This is a genomic window from Paenibacillus puerhi, assembly GCF_009846885.1.
Lineage (GTDB): Bacteria > Bacillota > Bacilli > Paenibacillales > NBRC-103111 > Paenibacillus_G > Paenibacillus_G puerhi.
The window spans coordinates 59,867-75,191 of sequence record NZ_WUWM01000029.1; the positions used below are offsets into that span (position 1 = coordinate 59,867).

A 15,325-nucleotide genomic window follows, 5' to 3' on the forward strand; every position below is an offset into this window, starting at 1 on the left:
ATTACGTGTATACCATCTTATGAACAACCAAATGGAAGCCATATACCCTCAAGGTAATCATCTCGCATGATCCATTTGTTCTTACCGCCATACCCGACCAACTGTAGCATCGCTGGATATTCTATTGTTACGCTATCAAGCAGCACACGCTTTGATCGTCTTTCGCCATCTCCACCCCAACTTGCTTGGAGGATGGAATAAAACCTGAACAACAGATATAAGTTCGCTGATACAGACATCCACTTATCAAGGTCAGCCTTGAATACCGTTACAACGTCAACAAGAGGTTTTTGGAATGCTTCATGTCTCTTTAGCTTCCGCTTTTCTTTAGCATCCAACGACATAAAAGCTTCCTGAAATGTTCCGTACTTCTTAATTCGTCGCATAATTCGATCATTACCATTGAACTCGCTGATATCTACAACGGTCGTGTGTTTCAATGCATCTGCCCGTTCATTTAACAGGAACTGCAATAAGCTCTGCCTTAAGTGCTTATCTCGATGTATTCTTGGTTTCTCAACTCGTGTCCACATTACGTCATCAAGTCTCTGTTCTTTTGCCTTATCATAGTTCCTAACCTGCTGACCTTTCCTACTTCCATGCATATAGGTTTCACCAAGCTTCTTATAGTCTTGAGGCGGTTTCTTTTGGTAGCCCACATAGAGCCGCTTGGCAAGCTCTTGAGAGGTTAGAAAGTGGAACCAGTCAACCTTATCGTCAGTTTTGACCACATAAGCGTTGTGATGGTCACCGATAATAAAGTCGATCAGGGCAAGCACAGCATCGGGCGTGAGTCTCTGCTTCCATGGATTCAGCATGATGGATGTTGTTGGAGCCTGCGGATTCACCTGTCCCCATTGCACACTAAATATTTCGCCGATCAACTTAAAACGGTAGTACGTTCCATCATCATCTGCATGAAATCTCGCGGGCCGAACAAGATCAAGAAGATCTGGTGTCGGAGGGTCATTGGAACAAACAATCAGTTTGTCGTAAGGACATATGAAGTTTGCAGACTCATCAGCAGCCAAGATGTTCTGGATGACTGGAACCGTGTTTAACAACTCGTTGGCCTTCTGCTTATTGTACAAAAACATCGTCATTCACCTCAAAGTGCCGAGAGCCTTCAAAGCCTTGCGGGGCAAGGGATTAAGCTCTATCGGTTGTCATTCTTGTACACCAGTTGTTAGAGCGGGCGGTTCATCTTTAACCGGTTCAGCCAACTTCCGGCTAAGAGTTAATGCAAGTTGCTCAATAAAATCCTTCATTTTGTTTCGTTTTTCCTCGACCAGTTCGTAAGCATCGTCAATCTCATTGAGATCGATTCCTACATGAATGAAGTCCATCTGCATCACCTTCTTTATTATATAAGCGAAATTACAAAAATTGCTGTTGTATTTGCATTTTATAATAACAGGATTTATAATCACTGTAAACCACACTAGAAAGGACGGGCCTCAAATGCCGCTGCGAACATTAATGTCGAAGGAATTAGAAGAACTAAAATACAGTAGTCTCGGTGAGCGACTCAGGTTTTACCGGAAGGAAGTAGGAAAGCTAAACCTCAGCAGATCATATACGACCACAGCAATGAGCGAACGTGTCGGTGTCAGTCACCAAACGATTGTTGCTATCGAACGCGGAGATTCCAAAAAACCGGCCTATCAACTTATTTATAAGATCACGAAAGATTTAGGCATTCCGTTCGATGCATTAACGGATGAGTTTTATCAAGGTGAGCTAAAAGTAATTACTATCGGAGAGCCTCTTGCTTCTTCCGGTGAAGGCGAATCTGCCTTGTCCTACTTCGGCGGCATTTTCTATCAGTTGTATACGGATGGCATGATGCGTTTTATTCACGACATCCATTCGAAGCAACCATTAGACAGGGAGCAGTTCATTGCTTCTTATGGTCGTATTATTAATGAATTGGAGTCGAGTGCAAAAATTGATTACTTGGTTCAATCAACACATCCGACCGTGCGTGCTGCTAATCATTACGATGCCCTTGTTAAACAACCTGGTGGCTTTCCACTCTTTCCCCAATCCGCATGGAACGAGGTTCAGAACAGCTTTCGTAAACAATATGAATCCAAAGGAGAACATGACAATGACTAAACTCAAGGCGGTTCTGTATGCCCGTATTAACGATCGGGAACAAACTCAAGCAAAACATCGTCTCGAATTTCAAATTGAGGTACTTAGGAAGTATGCGAAGCAACATGAAATTGAAATCATTGAGGAGTTTATTGACGATAAGGATAGCAACATCACAGGCTGGCCGCAGATGAGCCGTCTACTAAGCGATTCCAATCATGGAAAATTCGATGTAGTTATCGTCCATGTATTAGACCGATTCACTGACGAGTTAATTGAGACTTTTGAAACGATTCAGTCACTGGAAAGAGACAATATCGAACTTAATTTCTTGATAAATGAATTGGATTTAAGAACGACATTTGGAAAAACGATGCTTCAGGTGATATATTCGCTCACCGATTTAGAAGAACAAGCACTTGCCCGCAACTGTTCCTAGTGCTGTTGATAAGCACTGCTCGTTGATTGAAAAATCTACTCGAATCTAAAAGGAGAAACCAAAGATGACAAGACTCAAAGCCGTCTTATACGCTCGTGTAAGCACTGAGGAGCAAGCTAAAGAGGGATACAGCATCACCGCTCAAATCGCTGAAATGAGGAAGTACGCCGAACAAAACGACCTTGAAATTGTTGATGAGTATGTAGATGAAGGTGCAAGCGGTAAAAGTATTTCAGGTCGGCCACAAATGAAACGACTATTGAAAGACGCTAACCAACAAAAATTTGAAGTCGTTATTATATACAAGTTGGATCGGCTTGCCCGCAAGCTCCGTGATCAGTTAGAGATCGGTGACTCACTTATTAACAACAACGCAAAACTGATTAGTTTGAAAGAAACCATCGATACATCAACCCCATCAGGTATGATGACCTTTCAGATGTTCGGCATGGTTGCGGAGATGGAACGGAGCAGTATTATTGAGAGGGGAAAGATGGGACAGCAACAACGGGCTCGTCAAGGAAAGTACAATGGCGGTGTGGTACTGGGGTATAATAGCATAAATAAAGAGCTTGTCATAGACGAGTCCGAAGCCATTATTGTCAAGAAGATATTCGAATATGCAGATCAAGGTATGGGATTGAAGGCAATTACACGCAGACTTAACGAAGCTGGTTATCGAACAAAGCATGAAAAAGCTTTTTCTACAATCAGCGTTAAGACTATCCTTAACAATCCTATCTACATCGGAAAAATCCGTTATAATCAGGTTGAAAATTGGTCAGAGAAACGCCGCAAAGGGAAGAACTCTGATTACTTGCTTGTAGATGGAACGCATGAGCCGCTGATTTCCTCGGAGCAGTGGGAAAGCGTTCATCAAAAAATTAGCCAACGCTCGTACATGCCTAGCCGGTCTGAACAGCCTTACATACTCACTAAATTGCTAAAATGCCCGGTCTGTGGTTACGGCATGGTTGCCGCAAAATCCAAAGGTGGAGCTGGCACAAAATATAGATACTATGCATGTCAGCAGTTTCACAATAAAGGAAAGACTATTTGTCGTTCAAATATGATTCGGGCCGAGGTTGCCGAAAAACAGCTACTTCAGGAACTTGTTAAACTTGCATCGCGGCCAGACATCGTACGGCAACTGGCCGATAAAATCAATACACTGCGTACAAGTGCCGACGCCCCAATTGTTGCAGAAAAGAAAACCGTTGCAGCAGAACTAAACAACATCAATAAGAAAATGCAAAAGATTAAAGACAACATTCTGAACGACCCTGAATTAGCCGCAATCTTCAAGTCTGATTTGAAAGAAACTCATGCCCGTCAGGAGCAGCTTCAAAGGCATCTGGAGGCCCTCGAAGCTGAACTATGCGAGCAAAATAACAAACCAGTTGACTTCAATTCCCTGCAAACGCTACTGAACCGGATTCAAGAAGCACTGTTGCAAGCAGATGCCGAAGAACAAAAAGCCTTGCTCCGATTAATGGTCGAAAGCATCCACATCACAAAAGAATCTCCCAGAAGAGTCGGACGGCAAATAACTAATATCAAACTTCATTTCGATTTTACTATGGATGCACTACAAAAGGATTCCGCAACCTTGCTCGCCCGCCTTGCGGCGACGCAGCAAGGCGATTGCATTGCTCCACTGGAGCCTTACGTGCTGGACAACCTGAACAGCACACATACCGAAAGCCTTAGGGACTTGATGAAGTCCCTTTTTATTTTACCCTTAGCGATGATACGGTTCAGCGCGAAATATCTTAAACTATCCTGCCAGTTAGCGCAATTCGCTTATCGGAAAAATTAAACAGACCAAATTTACCCAAAGCTAAGAAGACTGCAGAAGAAATTGCCAAGGACCCCGCATGACAACACCCGGCTGAACTAGCTTCAAGCTTACCTTCTTGCTGCCCCGGTCCTTCATTTCAAATTCGATATATTCAATTGCTCCGGTTTTCTCGTCGAGCTTTGCCATATGGCTGAGACCATCGATGCTAAAATTGACTAGCGATTCTGTGGTTTGCTCGTTGTAATACAGATCCATGTATACGCGAAGCTTATTTTCCATAACGTGCTCCACTTTAGTAATCATAACCGGAAACCCGGCGATCTTGAAGGTCTGATTCAGATGTTCATCCGTTTCCGTAGGGAGCTCTATTCGAATCTCATCTTTGTATCTTACGCTTATCTCTGGAATGGTGAGTGTGTAGCTGCTCTCTGCCATAGCCTCGGGCGCGGGGAAGAAAAACTCGCTTGCGGGACTAGAGACACCCGGTATCTTCTCGATAGCCAGCTTCTTGCCGGACGTGTCCGTGACTTGCAACTTCTGGCTCTCTTCATGCATATATACGCCGTAAATCCCGTAATCACTAACGTCGAAATCTTTACTATGGCGAGACACCAAAGAAACTCTCGTCTTTCCGCCAATCCGGTCGGTAATGGCGGTAATGGAAACGCCGTTTACGGATGCAGTTTCGCCCAATTCCGTGTAGCTTGCGAAGGTTTCCGCTTTGGCCAGCACGATAGGCACTTTTACGACTGGATCGAGCGGAAAAATAAGCGTAACTTGCCCGCTGACATCGAGCTTGCCTATGTGCCAGAAGCCGGATGTCCACTGCGATTGCCCCCAAGAGGCCGTAGAAGCATTTAGTTTAAACTGTTCGCCTCTCTCATTCACTAGCGTTATGTCTTTAACCCGTGGTGCATCTTTACCTGCCATTGTAATGTAGGTCATTTCGTCGTCCGACATGAAACCAGTAATTAATATAGACCCGGCACCGACCTCCACAGTAACAGGTTGATTCATGACGTACCTTTCTACAGGAGAGTCTTCTTCTTTTACAATGCCGATCCCCGGCACAAATTGTAGAGCTTTTTGAATTGCAGACCACACTCTTGAGTGATCCGCAAACATGGTGGTCAGCATGAACAGGACCAGTGCTGCAGACATTGCTGCTATTATCCGCTTTGTTTGCCGCCTTGCCGAGGGGTTGATTGCTTGTCGCTCCGCCGCAGCTTGCCGAACACCTAACAGGCTTCTGTGCCCAAGCTCCGGAGGAATAGGGATTGTCTCTAGTTGCTCTTTAATTGGATTTGAACGCATAGTCATCCCCCTTCTCTACACAATTACGAAGTTTCTTTAATGCACGGTATAACAGCGTCTTGCCCGTGCCAAGCGGGATTCTGAGTATCTCTGACACTTCACGGATCGTATAATCATAATAAAACCTCAGTACAATGACTTCCTTCTCCTCTACAGTGAGTGCCTCTACGAGATCTTGTAAAGTGATGGAGAGCGGGATATCCTCTTCCACTGTTACGGTTATCAGATCCAAATATTCGGGGTTCCAGTTCACTTCCTTTTTCCGTTTGCGCAAAACATCAATGGAGCAACTGATGGCGATTTGGATGAGCCATGTTTTGAAATATTGCGGCTCCTTCACGTTCCCAATCGATTTATACGACTTGAAGGCCGTCTCCTGCACCACATCAAGGGCATCCTCTTTGCTGCCCAAATATACATAAGCCGTTCGGTAAATATCCGCCTCAGCCAGTTGAAACAGTTCCAAGAATGCCTTGTCATCGCCTCTCTGGGCTCTCTTCACCAGTTCAATAATTACCATCACCCACTTCGAAATTACATAGATACCGATTAGACGCACATCGAGTGCGTTTGGCTTTTCTTTTTGAAAAAAGTTACATAAAAACAAAAGAACCCATCGTTGTTATGCAAGATTACGTTATCTGCCTCAAGTCCCTTAGAGCGGTGAACTGTTAGGAAGAACAATTCAGCTTAGTTTCTGTTGCTCCTTTCTAAGGTGCAAATGAGTCACTCGCCATGAGCATAAAGGCGTTCTCCCCTGAGATCCCTGCCCTTGATTTTCAACCTCGTTCCCAATACTCGTTTCGATCCCTTTTTACTATACATGCTAGGTCCTGTTGTCATTCCATCTCGAAAGACCTTCTGTATGAACCGCCGGTCCACTTATCAAACGACACTTCATAGTAGAGCAGTCCAAAGTTCATCAGATAGATCCAGAATTTCAGATGCGGGCATATGGCGAGCCGTACGAATGGCATTTCATCTCATCGCTTGAATTGGGCAAGACTCTCTTCATTTGATCGTTTCCGAAGCCAAATGTCCGGAGCATGTCACGCAAAGGAAATTGTTACGACAATGCTGTAATGGAGAATTTCTTTGGCATTAAAATCCGGGTTCTTATACACACAGACATTTGAAGACACTGAACACTTTAAAATGGAGCTCTAACAGTACATCTACTACTATAATCACTAACGAATTAAGTCCAAGCTAAAGGGCATGAGCCCGGTGCAATACCGAACACATGCCCAACAGGCTGCTTAAATAAATATTGCCTAACTTTTTGGGGTCATTTCACTCATTGCGGCAGTTTTTTTGTAATTGGGGTTGCTATTTACTCGAACAGGGTATAACTCACGAATTAATTGATGTTGGCTGCGACATACGCAAGATCCCGGATATCAATTTTGTTATCGTCGTTCATATCAGCAACTTTAGCTTTTGCCCAATCCGCGCTGGTGGAGTTCTTGCCATAGTGATAAGCAACAATCGCGACGTCACCTACGTTGGTGTCTCCATCTCCGTTTATGTCTGCAGACTTATTAGCTGTTGCTTTGAAGGTATCAAGAGAAGTGTTGAGTGCTGCGAGAGCCTCGTCAACTTGGGCTTGAGTTGCGCTTGCATGGTCTCTTACAGCAATTGCGGTGTTAATTGCTGCAAGGAGTGCGTCTTTAGCTGCTTGCGGATATTGGCCAGCTTGAGTCCCTACTATAGCCGCGCTGTACAGGGTTTGTGCACTCGTAATCGCTGCATTCAAAGCAGTTTTATCCAGTTGAGGAGCACCAACGGATATAGTTTTACTGCTCAGTGCGGCAGTGGTTACGGTTCCATCAGAACCGCCGGTCTTCGCTTGGGAGACTGCAATGGTTCCAGTTGTATGCAGAACATCGGACTTTACCTTAAAGGTGATGTTCAAAACGGGTGTGCTGGTTCCAGTCACCCCTCCGAAATTAACGGAAATGATTCTCACTTTTCCAGGGGCAGCAGTATCTTCACTCAGAACCTGAATGTTACTGGTTGCACCCGCTGCACTGATATAATCGAATACGCTGGAATCATAGCTTAGCGTGATATCCTGTGCGTACACGCTTTGTGTCACGCTATCCAGGCTGACTGCTGCTGTGAACGTACTTCCAGGTGTCACACTGTTGCTAGCTGCGATTGTGGCTGTAAGCGATTTGGCTTCTCCATTACCGGGTGCATAGATTCCAAGATCGCCAAGGTCAATTGCATAGCTGTCCTGGAGTTTCTCGTATTCGCCTGCAAAGAAATCATCCAGGTAGGAATGTCCAAGAATGAATCTGTCCGGATTCACGGCGCCATAGTAGCCGGCATTGGCATTGCTCTGACTGTCAAACAGCACATAGCTTCCCTGCCACCCTGAACCGGCTACGCCCCAGCTGATGATGCGATCGATGTAAGGGGCGAACCTGTTGAACAGCTTGTACATCAGCGCGTACTCATAACCAAGGGCGTCGGACTGTCTGACATTGAGCACTTCGGGAGCGACCGCGCCGCCGCCTGGGGTGGTAGTCGGCATCTTTAGGTCAAGTTCTGAGTAGCCAATACCGGAAAGAAGGCCTTCGTCAATGAGAGAAGCATAGAGGGCCATGGCATATTGGTTATCGCTTGCAAGGGTCCTTCCAATCGAATCATGTCCCTGGATACCGATGTCTTCGATAAGTGGTCTTCCGTCATACAGCGGATCGGAGAGCCATGCGGTGTTCAATGCGCGCACCATGTTGTATACAGTCCTCGCCTTGGTACGATTAGAAATGTCATAATCGTTATAGGTCAGTCTCGGAGGATCGTTAACGATATACGCATCAATGCTGCCAGCGCTATCGTGTCCGTCGAGCTTCATGTACTCGGGAAGGTTAGCGTTGTTGGCTTTGTAAGCCGCCGCCATCTTGGCGTTGGGAGCCGCGATGTGCGCGTTTTTGAAGAGCAAGTAGATGTAATGTTCGGAGATGTCGCCGCCAATGAGATCATCCGACATTGCAGAAAGCCAGTTGGTGTTTTTGAGGGTCTGTCTCCAGCTGTTCGGATCCGCGGGGATGGTTTCGCTGTGGCGGCTTTCGTGGACCTCTTCGTTGAGTACGTCCCATGAATGGATGGGGATTACTCCGCGGGATACACTTGAGCCATACTTCGTATCTGTGGTCAGGAAGTGCCGCATCACATACATGGTGTGGTTAAACTGCACTCTTCTGGCCATTTCTTTGTCTACCTTAACCGTGGTTGTAACGCCGTTGCCTAATCCGTAGTAATCGGTTGTTCCGTTATATCCCAAGGAAAGGGTCGCGGGAATCATCTGTCTCATCCATGCAGGGGCCTGGTTGTACCATGCCAAAACGTGGGCGTGAGACTTATACTGTCCGGGAGTTCCGGAATCCCTGATCGCTTGATAAGAGCTGGTCGGGAAACTGTATTCACCTATACCAGGGGTGGTGGTTGCGCCGCTCAGAGCCTCGCCAGTAACGCTTTTCAGCCAGCTCGGGCCGCGGGGATGCGTTCCTTCGGCCTTGAGATTATTGCCGTCGACAAAGATTTCATAGTGATTGGCTCTAGTTCCGGTTACCGCGCCGGTTCCGATCGTACCGACCATGAACGAGCCATTTTGCTTGTTGTAAACATTCTTTAAAGGCGTTACAACACTCTGGTTTTCCTTGTTGACAACGTTAGGAAGCGCAACGCCGTTAGGGTCCGGTGCGGTTATTTTGATGTTGGCGACGAGAAGCATACCAGTTTCCGCGGGACGGCCATTCTCGCCATGGAGCTCAAGAATGAAGTTCGAGGAAATGCCTGTTGTCGCGGTAATGCTGGTGTGCTTCAACAACCAGGTTTCACCGTTGTAGCTGCCAATCCAGTCGGGGTTAAGGTTGTTGTACTCGTATTCCCTGAGGTAGGAATCGATGTCAGAGCCGGCATTTCTGATTCTCCACCTCATGAATTTTCCCTGCGCGCTCTTGGGATAGTACACATCAAACTCAATAGTAGAGCCTATGGGGACATCTACACTCGGGGACAGTGGAGATTGAAGGGACATTCCCCCGAAGATGGTTTTTCCGTTATGGACGTAATTTATCTGGAGCACATCAGCCTTGCCTTGGGCATCTGCAAAAGGATACGGAATCATTTTGTAGGTACCACCAGCAAAGTCGGCTGGGACACGGTTGTCAAGCGGGGTTCTTGAGGTCCAGACATTGGTTGGCGCAGTAATTTGTACAGGTATTTTACCAGGACCCGGATCGAGACGGAAATAGGGATTTGAACCGTCCGCTTTGATCTTTCCAGTGAAACTCACTATCGCGTTTTGAAGGCTGGCTATGGCTTCACCGGCGGGAGTGAGCTCGTCGCGGGCGAGCTTAAGCGCGTTATCAAGATCTTTGAGTTCGTCGGCGTACACCCAGGGGAATGCTTTGTTTACATCGGATCCAGCGTCAGTGTAGCTAATCTGGAGCGGGAATTCCTCGTTGCCGGCTTTTAAAGCTTCGGCTTGTGCAATGAGGTCGTTCAGTTCATGTGTCAGTTCACCTCCGGCCGCAGAGGCCGGGACGGGGGCAAACGCGAATAAAGAGAACAGCATGATGACTACGAGGATGCGGGAGACGTTGATTAAGGATTTTTCACGGTTCATCTTCGTTGTACTCCTTTTCTTAAGGCAACCTCTACAATCTAGTTTTAGAGTCGCCCATTTTGGGGATTTCGGTAGCTCATGTAACGAAACTCGGTTCGCCCATGAAGAGAGAACCGAGTTCGTTAGGCTGGAAAAGCATTATTTTTTGTAGGTTTGTTGATACGCCTGTCTTCTTTCTTTCATAACGGCTTCGCCCCCCGCATCTTTCCATTCCTTCAACTGCTGGTCGTAGACACTGTCGACTTCGGTAGACTTGGCAGTAATAATCTTGGCCAGCATCTGCTTGATCTTGTCGTTCAGAATCTGTGAATACTTGATTTCCGCTTGAATTGGAATGTCGACGCGCGGGCCTGTATAACCGTCTCGCGCACCAGTCTTAATACTGTCGATAGTAAAGTCTTTAAATTGCGGGTCGGTTGCATTGGCTGCCATGTTCTTTTCTGGTTCGTCCGTGCTCACGTATTTACCATTCATAATCATGGCGTAATCTTGATTATTAAAGAGAATCTGATTGGCTTCAGGCGTTGTCAAAGCAAATGGAATGCCATCGTCACCCATTTTGTAAGAAACGCCCTCTTGCCCAAACTGCAGAGCGATAAGATTCTTCGGTTCCGCCATCCAGTTCAAATATTTGATAACCGAATCAACATTTTTGCTAGCTGCTGGAACCATCAGATAAATACCGCTTGGGGAATACATCGGTTTTGGATACTTTCCATTCGCTGCTTTGAACGGATCAATTGTCGCAAGAACAGCTTCTGGATTGTTTTTCTTAAGGTTTGCATAGTAGCCGCTGTAAATTGGGTCGTTTGTATTCGGAGTAGCGGCCCCTGCAAGCCCGTTAACGACTTGCTTGTTAAAGGCCTGGCTGAAGTCAGCTGCTAGCGGGAAGTCTTTATCGAGAAGGCCTTCATGGTATAGCTTATTTAAAAATTTGAAGGCTTCCTTATTGCCAGGCAGCGTCCATCCGTCCGGATCAGCATACAGGTCTTCTTCAGTAATCTTGCTCCAATCCCAGAAGGAGTTGGTTAACGGTTTGATATGGAACATATCGATCAGACTAAAAGGAATGACTTTTCCGCCAGTATTGCCCGGATCCTTCTCCTTAAACGCTTTCAACGTTTGATACCATTCATCCGTCGTCGTAGGCAAAGGCAGGTTCAATTTATCCAACCAATCTTTACGGATGATACTTGTCGTTTGCGATTGGATGACTCGTAGCGCCGGAATGGTGTATTGCTTACCGTTAAAAACGCCGTCCTTCAGTGTTGGAGCAAGCACTTTCTTCAGCTGAGGTCCGTATTTCTCAATCGCCGGCCCAAGATCCGCAATTCCGCCGCTTTGTACATAGCTTTGAACCGTAGGCTTGTCGTATGTAAAGACGAGATCAGGCGCAGTTCCGGATGCCATTAAAACATTCAGTTTCTTGACTTCCTCTGAGCGAGGGACCGTGACAAACTTAACCGTGATATTATTCGGATCTCCGAAGTTTTTCTGAACATACTGCGTCATGAAATTGTCGGTGATTGGCGGAGCGCCTGCTGGCGCATTACTTCGATCAAACAGTTCAATCGTTAACGTGATCGGCGGACCCTTTGGGGTCTCGCTCGTACCTGCCGAACTTCCCGGCGTGGCTGAGTCACTTGGGCTGTTTTGTGAGTTGCTGCAGCCTGCAAGCGCGAATACAGTCGTCGCTAAAACGGCCATAGCTACGTTACTAGTTTTGCGAAATTTGACTCGCATATTTAATCCTCCCTTTAATCTATTGCGTATATAGTGAATTCAACCGCTTATAGCGGTTGAGACAGCTATCAGCCTTTCACTGCACCTACAAGCATGCCAGAGATAAAGTAGCGTTGGAGCCAAGGGTATACGAGTAGAATGGGGACTGTTGCAAACATGATGCTTGCCGCCTGCAAGCTCTCCGGCACCGGAGCAGAGCCCCCAAACCCTTCCTGGGCAGTAGCGTCGTTCACCTGACTGTTGATCACGATCTGATAAAGCTTCTGTTGAATCGGGTACAGGTGTGAGTCGTTAATATAGAACAACGCGTCCTGAAATATGTTCCATCGATCGACCGCGGAATATAGAGCCAATGTCGCCAAAATCGGTAATGACAGCGGCAGCACGATTCGCAATAAATAACGGAAATGACCACATCCGTCCATCCAAGCCGAGTCTTCCAGTTCAGCGGGGAGCTGTGTGAACGAGGTTTTCAGGATAATCAACAGGAAGGCGTTGATGAGCAGCGGTAAGACCAGCGACCATACGCTATTCAGCATATGAAGCTCTTTAATCAACAAATAGTTTGGAATAATCCCCGGATTAAAGAACATGGTTATGATGATCAAAGCGAACATGATGTTCTTCCCCTTAAAGTTCCGCCGGCTAAGCGGATACGCGGCCAGGATCGTGGTGATCAAGCTAACCATGGTGTAACCGATAACAAGCCAGATTGTAAACAACAGCGAGCGAATCATGCTCAGGTCTCCAAATACGTTTTTATACGGTTCGAAGCTTAAATCTATCGGCCATAATGTCACTTCGCCGGACATGATTGCCCGATTACCGCTGAGCGATAACGCGAAAATATGGATCATGGGCACCACGCAAAACAAACAGAAGATACCCAGAAGAAGTATGATAATCGTATTGCCTATTTTCTCAGACGGATTTTGAATCATACATGTACCCCCATTAAAAAATGCCCTGATTGTTGATTTTTCTCGAAATGAACTCTGCGGACAAAAGAAGAATTAATCCGACTACGGATTGAAACAAACCGACAGCAGTCGCAAGTGCGAATCTTGCCGACTGAATCCCTACTGAATATACATAAGTGCTGATGACTTGAGCGTAATCCATCACATAAGAGTTCTTTAGAACATAAGGCTGCTCGAAGCCGATATTGGCCATATTCCCGATCTGCAGAATGAACAGAACGACGATGGTCGGCTTAATGCCTGGTAAAGTAATATGCCAGATCTTGCGCATTCGGGTTGCACCATCCACTTCTGCCGCTTCATACAACTCCTTATTAATCCCCGTAAGCGCTGCCAAATACAGAATCGTTCCCCATCCAGCATTGCGCCAAACCCCTGTCCCAACATAAGTTGCAATCCATAAAGCCGGTTTCTCCAAGAATGGAATGGGGGAAGCGCCGATCGCCACAAGCATATGATTAATCGAACCATTATTAGTTGAGAGCAGCTCGATAGCCATCCCCCCTACGATGACCCACGAAATAAAATGGGGCAAATACATCAATGCCTGGCTTAGCTTCTTAAACCATTGCACCCGAAGCTCATTCAGAAGAAGCGCTAAAATAATGGGAACCGGAAAGGTAAGCAATCCGAGCACGTTCAACATTAAAGTGTTGCGAAGTGCCTTATAAAATTCGGGCATGGCGAAGATTTCCTTAAAGACTTCAAAACCTACCCATGGACTGGCCCAAACCCCTCTAAAAATGTTGTAGTCTTTGAAAGCAACCACGACCCCGGCCATTGGGATATACCTAAAAATGATGAAAAATGCCATGGGTACGATCATCATTGCGTAAAGTGGCCATTGTCGTTTCAAGTAGGCGACGCCACCTCCTTTGACTGCAAAAATGGAGGTTGTAGTGCCGGCTTCTGATTTCATTACATCGTTCCTCTCCATTTGGTGTACTCACCTCTTTGTGATTTTTTGACTATTGTTGCTTCCATCAGATGCGCCAGATTAAACCAACCTTGAGCTCTCGAAAACTTTTTTATATTTGAATTGTAAGTTTAAGCGCTTTCAATATCCATGGACAAACCATTTACCTTTTGTATTAATTACGGATCATTTTTTTTTACCCTGTACTAGATTTGCATGAAAAAAAGACCTACCGCTACTTCCGCGATAAGTCTAATTTATTTTACTTGTTTTACTTGTTTACGACTTGAAATTCCTCCCGATCCGATCTCCTATTTTCTATTCGTATTCTAGAGGGGGGAAAACCCTTTATTTTTTTAAACAGCTTGCTAAAATAATAAATGTCTTTAAAACCGCATTTATAAGCAGCCTCCTGAACCGTAAATTCACCGCTAAGGAGAATATTCTCAGCATTATTGATTTTCATACGGTTGATATATTCTTTCACGGACGCCCCCATGTATTTCTTAAATAGAGTTCCAAAATAAGCGGTGGTCAAACCAGAAATAGCTGCTAATTCTTCAACCTCAATTTGATTCTGCAAGTTGCTTAATATGTATCTAATCGCTTTCTGAATCCGTTTGTCTATATTCACATTGTTGCCCTTATAATACAGAGACTTGAAATAATAGTGAAGAATCAAAAGCAGTAATGCACGGGCTTTCAATTCATGTCCCTCATTTTTCTTTAGCCATTCAAATGTCAGTTCATTGTATAAGGAATGCAATTCCTCCGGCTCACCGATATGCGAAATTAAAGGAAACGGTAATTGAACGTCTCTGCCTTTCAGGTCATAGAGCTGAATGTTTAGTGCATAACTGGTCATCAAATTAGAGGGGTCAGTGGTTGCACTTCGACGGCTGCCTTTAGGAATACATATGAGATCACCTTGACTAACTTTATGCACAGTGCCATTAATGGAGTAATAAGCTATTCCCTTGAAAATATAGGTTAAATCAATAAAATCTGTTGTGGCATCTTCAATAATCCAAGTGGGTGTGGAGTGTCTATTGATGAATAATTCAATCTGAGGATTAATTTCGATATATTCCATAGAAATTATCCTTTCCAATGTAAAATTATACAGCTAATCCAATACCTGATTATTGAAATTCATTATACATGACCTATGCCGATGAAGTAAATTATTAGAAATTGCTTATCGAAGAAAAGATTTGACATTTCTGCAGAGCCCCAATCCTCAAAACAAAAAGAGGCCTCGCGGCCTCTTCAGATTGACGAGAAACCCCTAGTGTTAGCTGGATAGCTCATTTTTTAAAGGATTATTTTTCAAAAAAAAGAGATCGCCCTCCTCATTGAACCTGTTTATCCAGGTGGAGAGCGATCTTTTTCATGT

Annotated in this window: 12 protein-coding genes and 1 pseudogene; 4 read left to right on the forward strand and 9 right to left on the reverse strand. The window is 45.3% G+C overall.

Annotation, left to right across the window (positions count from 1 at the left end; translation table 11 throughout):
* Positions 1 to 17: 17 nt before the first annotated feature.
* Together GSF01_RS22620 and GSF01_RS22625 are read right to left on the reverse strand one after the other, a co-directional pair.
* Entirely contained in the window at positions 18 to 1,097 is a 1,080-nt protein-coding gene (locus GSF01_RS22620; protein WP_159887566.1) for a hypothetical protein, read from the reverse strand.
* A 69-nt stretch (positions 1,098 to 1,166) separates the two neighbouring features.
* Positions 1,167 to 1,346, reverse strand: a complete 180-nt coding sequence (locus tag GSF01_RS22625) for a hypothetical protein (RefSeq protein WP_159887567.1) — start codon at positions 1,344 to 1,346, stop codon at positions 1,167 to 1,169.
* Positions 1,347 to 1,461: 115 nt separating this feature from the next.
* Here GSF01_RS22625 and GSF01_RS22630 point away from each other — a divergent pair, with 115 nt between their 5' ends.
* The 3 genes from GSF01_RS22630 to GSF01_RS22640 all read left to right on the forward strand — a co-directional run bounded on the left by GSF01_RS22630 (position 1,462) and on the right by GSF01_RS22640 (position 4,355).
* Positions 1,462 to 2,118, forward strand: a complete 657-nt coding sequence (locus tag GSF01_RS22630) for a helix-turn-helix transcriptional regulator (RefSeq protein WP_159887568.1) — start codon at positions 1,462 to 1,464, stop codon at positions 2,116 to 2,118.
* Positions 2,111 to 2,536, forward strand: coding sequence for a recombinase family protein (locus GSF01_RS22635; protein ID WP_159887569.1), 426 nt, complete (start codon positions 2,111 to 2,113; stop codon positions 2,534 to 2,536). Before GSF01_RS22630 ends, GSF01_RS22635 begins: the two co-directional genes overlap by 8 nt.
* A gap of 64 nt (positions 2,537 to 2,600) precedes the next feature.
* Positions 2,601 to 4,355 (forward strand): recombinase family protein, encoded by a 1,755-nt coding sequence (locus GSF01_RS22640; RefSeq protein WP_159887570.1) that lies wholly within the window; start codon positions 2,601 to 2,603, stop codon positions 4,353 to 4,355.
* A 21-nt stretch (positions 4,356 to 4,376) separates the two neighbouring features.
* On the opposite strand, the gene GSF01_RS22645 is transcribed toward GSF01_RS22640, so the two are convergent.
* Positions 4,377 to 5,651 carry a hypothetical protein gene (locus GSF01_RS22645; RefSeq protein WP_159887571.1) on the reverse strand — a complete coding sequence of 425 codons (1,275 nt, stop codon included), beginning with the start codon at positions 5,649 to 5,651 and terminating at the stop codon, positions 4,377 to 4,379.
* The gene (locus GSF01_RS22650; protein ID WP_159887572.1) at positions 5,632 to 6,171 is read right to left on the reverse strand and encodes a sigma-70 family RNA polymerase sigma factor; all 540 of its coding nucleotides are present in this window, start codon (positions 6,169 to 6,171) and stop codon (positions 5,632 to 5,634) included. Before GSF01_RS22650 ends, GSF01_RS22645 begins: the two co-directional genes overlap by 20 nt.
* Before the next feature lie 517 nt (positions 6,172 to 6,688).
* Between GSF01_RS22650 and GSF01_RS22655 the strand changes: the two are divergent.
* Positions 6,689 to 6,914 (forward strand): annotated as a pseudogene (locus tag GSF01_RS22655) (transposase); the annotation flags it as partial.
* 97 nt (positions 6,915 to 7,011) lie between these two features.
* Here the strand turns inward: GSF01_RS22655 and GSF01_RS22660 are convergent.
* From GSF01_RS22660 to GSF01_RS22680, 5 genes are all read right to left on the reverse strand, one after another.
* Positions 7,012 to 10,290 carry an endo-1,4-beta-xylanase gene (locus tag GSF01_RS22660; RefSeq protein WP_159887573.1) on the reverse strand — a complete coding sequence of 1,093 codons (3,279 nt, stop codon included), beginning with the start codon at positions 10,288 to 10,290 and terminating at the stop codon, positions 7,012 to 7,014.
* 138 nt (positions 10,291 to 10,428) lie between these two features.
* Positions 10,429 to 12,033, reverse strand: a complete 1,605-nt coding sequence (locus GSF01_RS22665; protein ID WP_159887574.1) for an extracellular solute-binding protein — start codon at positions 12,031 to 12,033, stop codon at positions 10,429 to 10,431.
* Between the two features lie 68 nt (positions 12,034 to 12,101).
* Positions 12,102 to 12,974: a carbohydrate ABC transporter permease gene (locus GSF01_RS22670; protein ID WP_159887575.1), complete on the reverse strand. Its 873-nt coding sequence runs from the start codon at positions 12,972 to 12,974 to the stop codon at positions 12,102 to 12,104.
* 13 nt (positions 12,975 to 12,987) lie between these two features.
* The gene (locus tag GSF01_RS22675) at positions 12,988 to 13,842 is read right to left on the reverse strand and encodes an ABC transporter permease (protein ID WP_407945791.1); all 855 of its coding nucleotides are present in this window, start codon (positions 13,840 to 13,842) and stop codon (positions 12,988 to 12,990) included.
* Between the two features lie 358 nt (positions 13,843 to 14,200).
* Positions 14,201 to 15,022 (reverse strand): helix-turn-helix domain-containing protein, encoded by an 822-nt coding sequence (locus GSF01_RS22680; RefSeq protein ID WP_159887577.1) that lies wholly within the window; start codon positions 15,020 to 15,022, stop codon positions 14,201 to 14,203.
* Between the last annotated feature and the right edge of the window lie 303 nt (positions 15,023 to 15,325).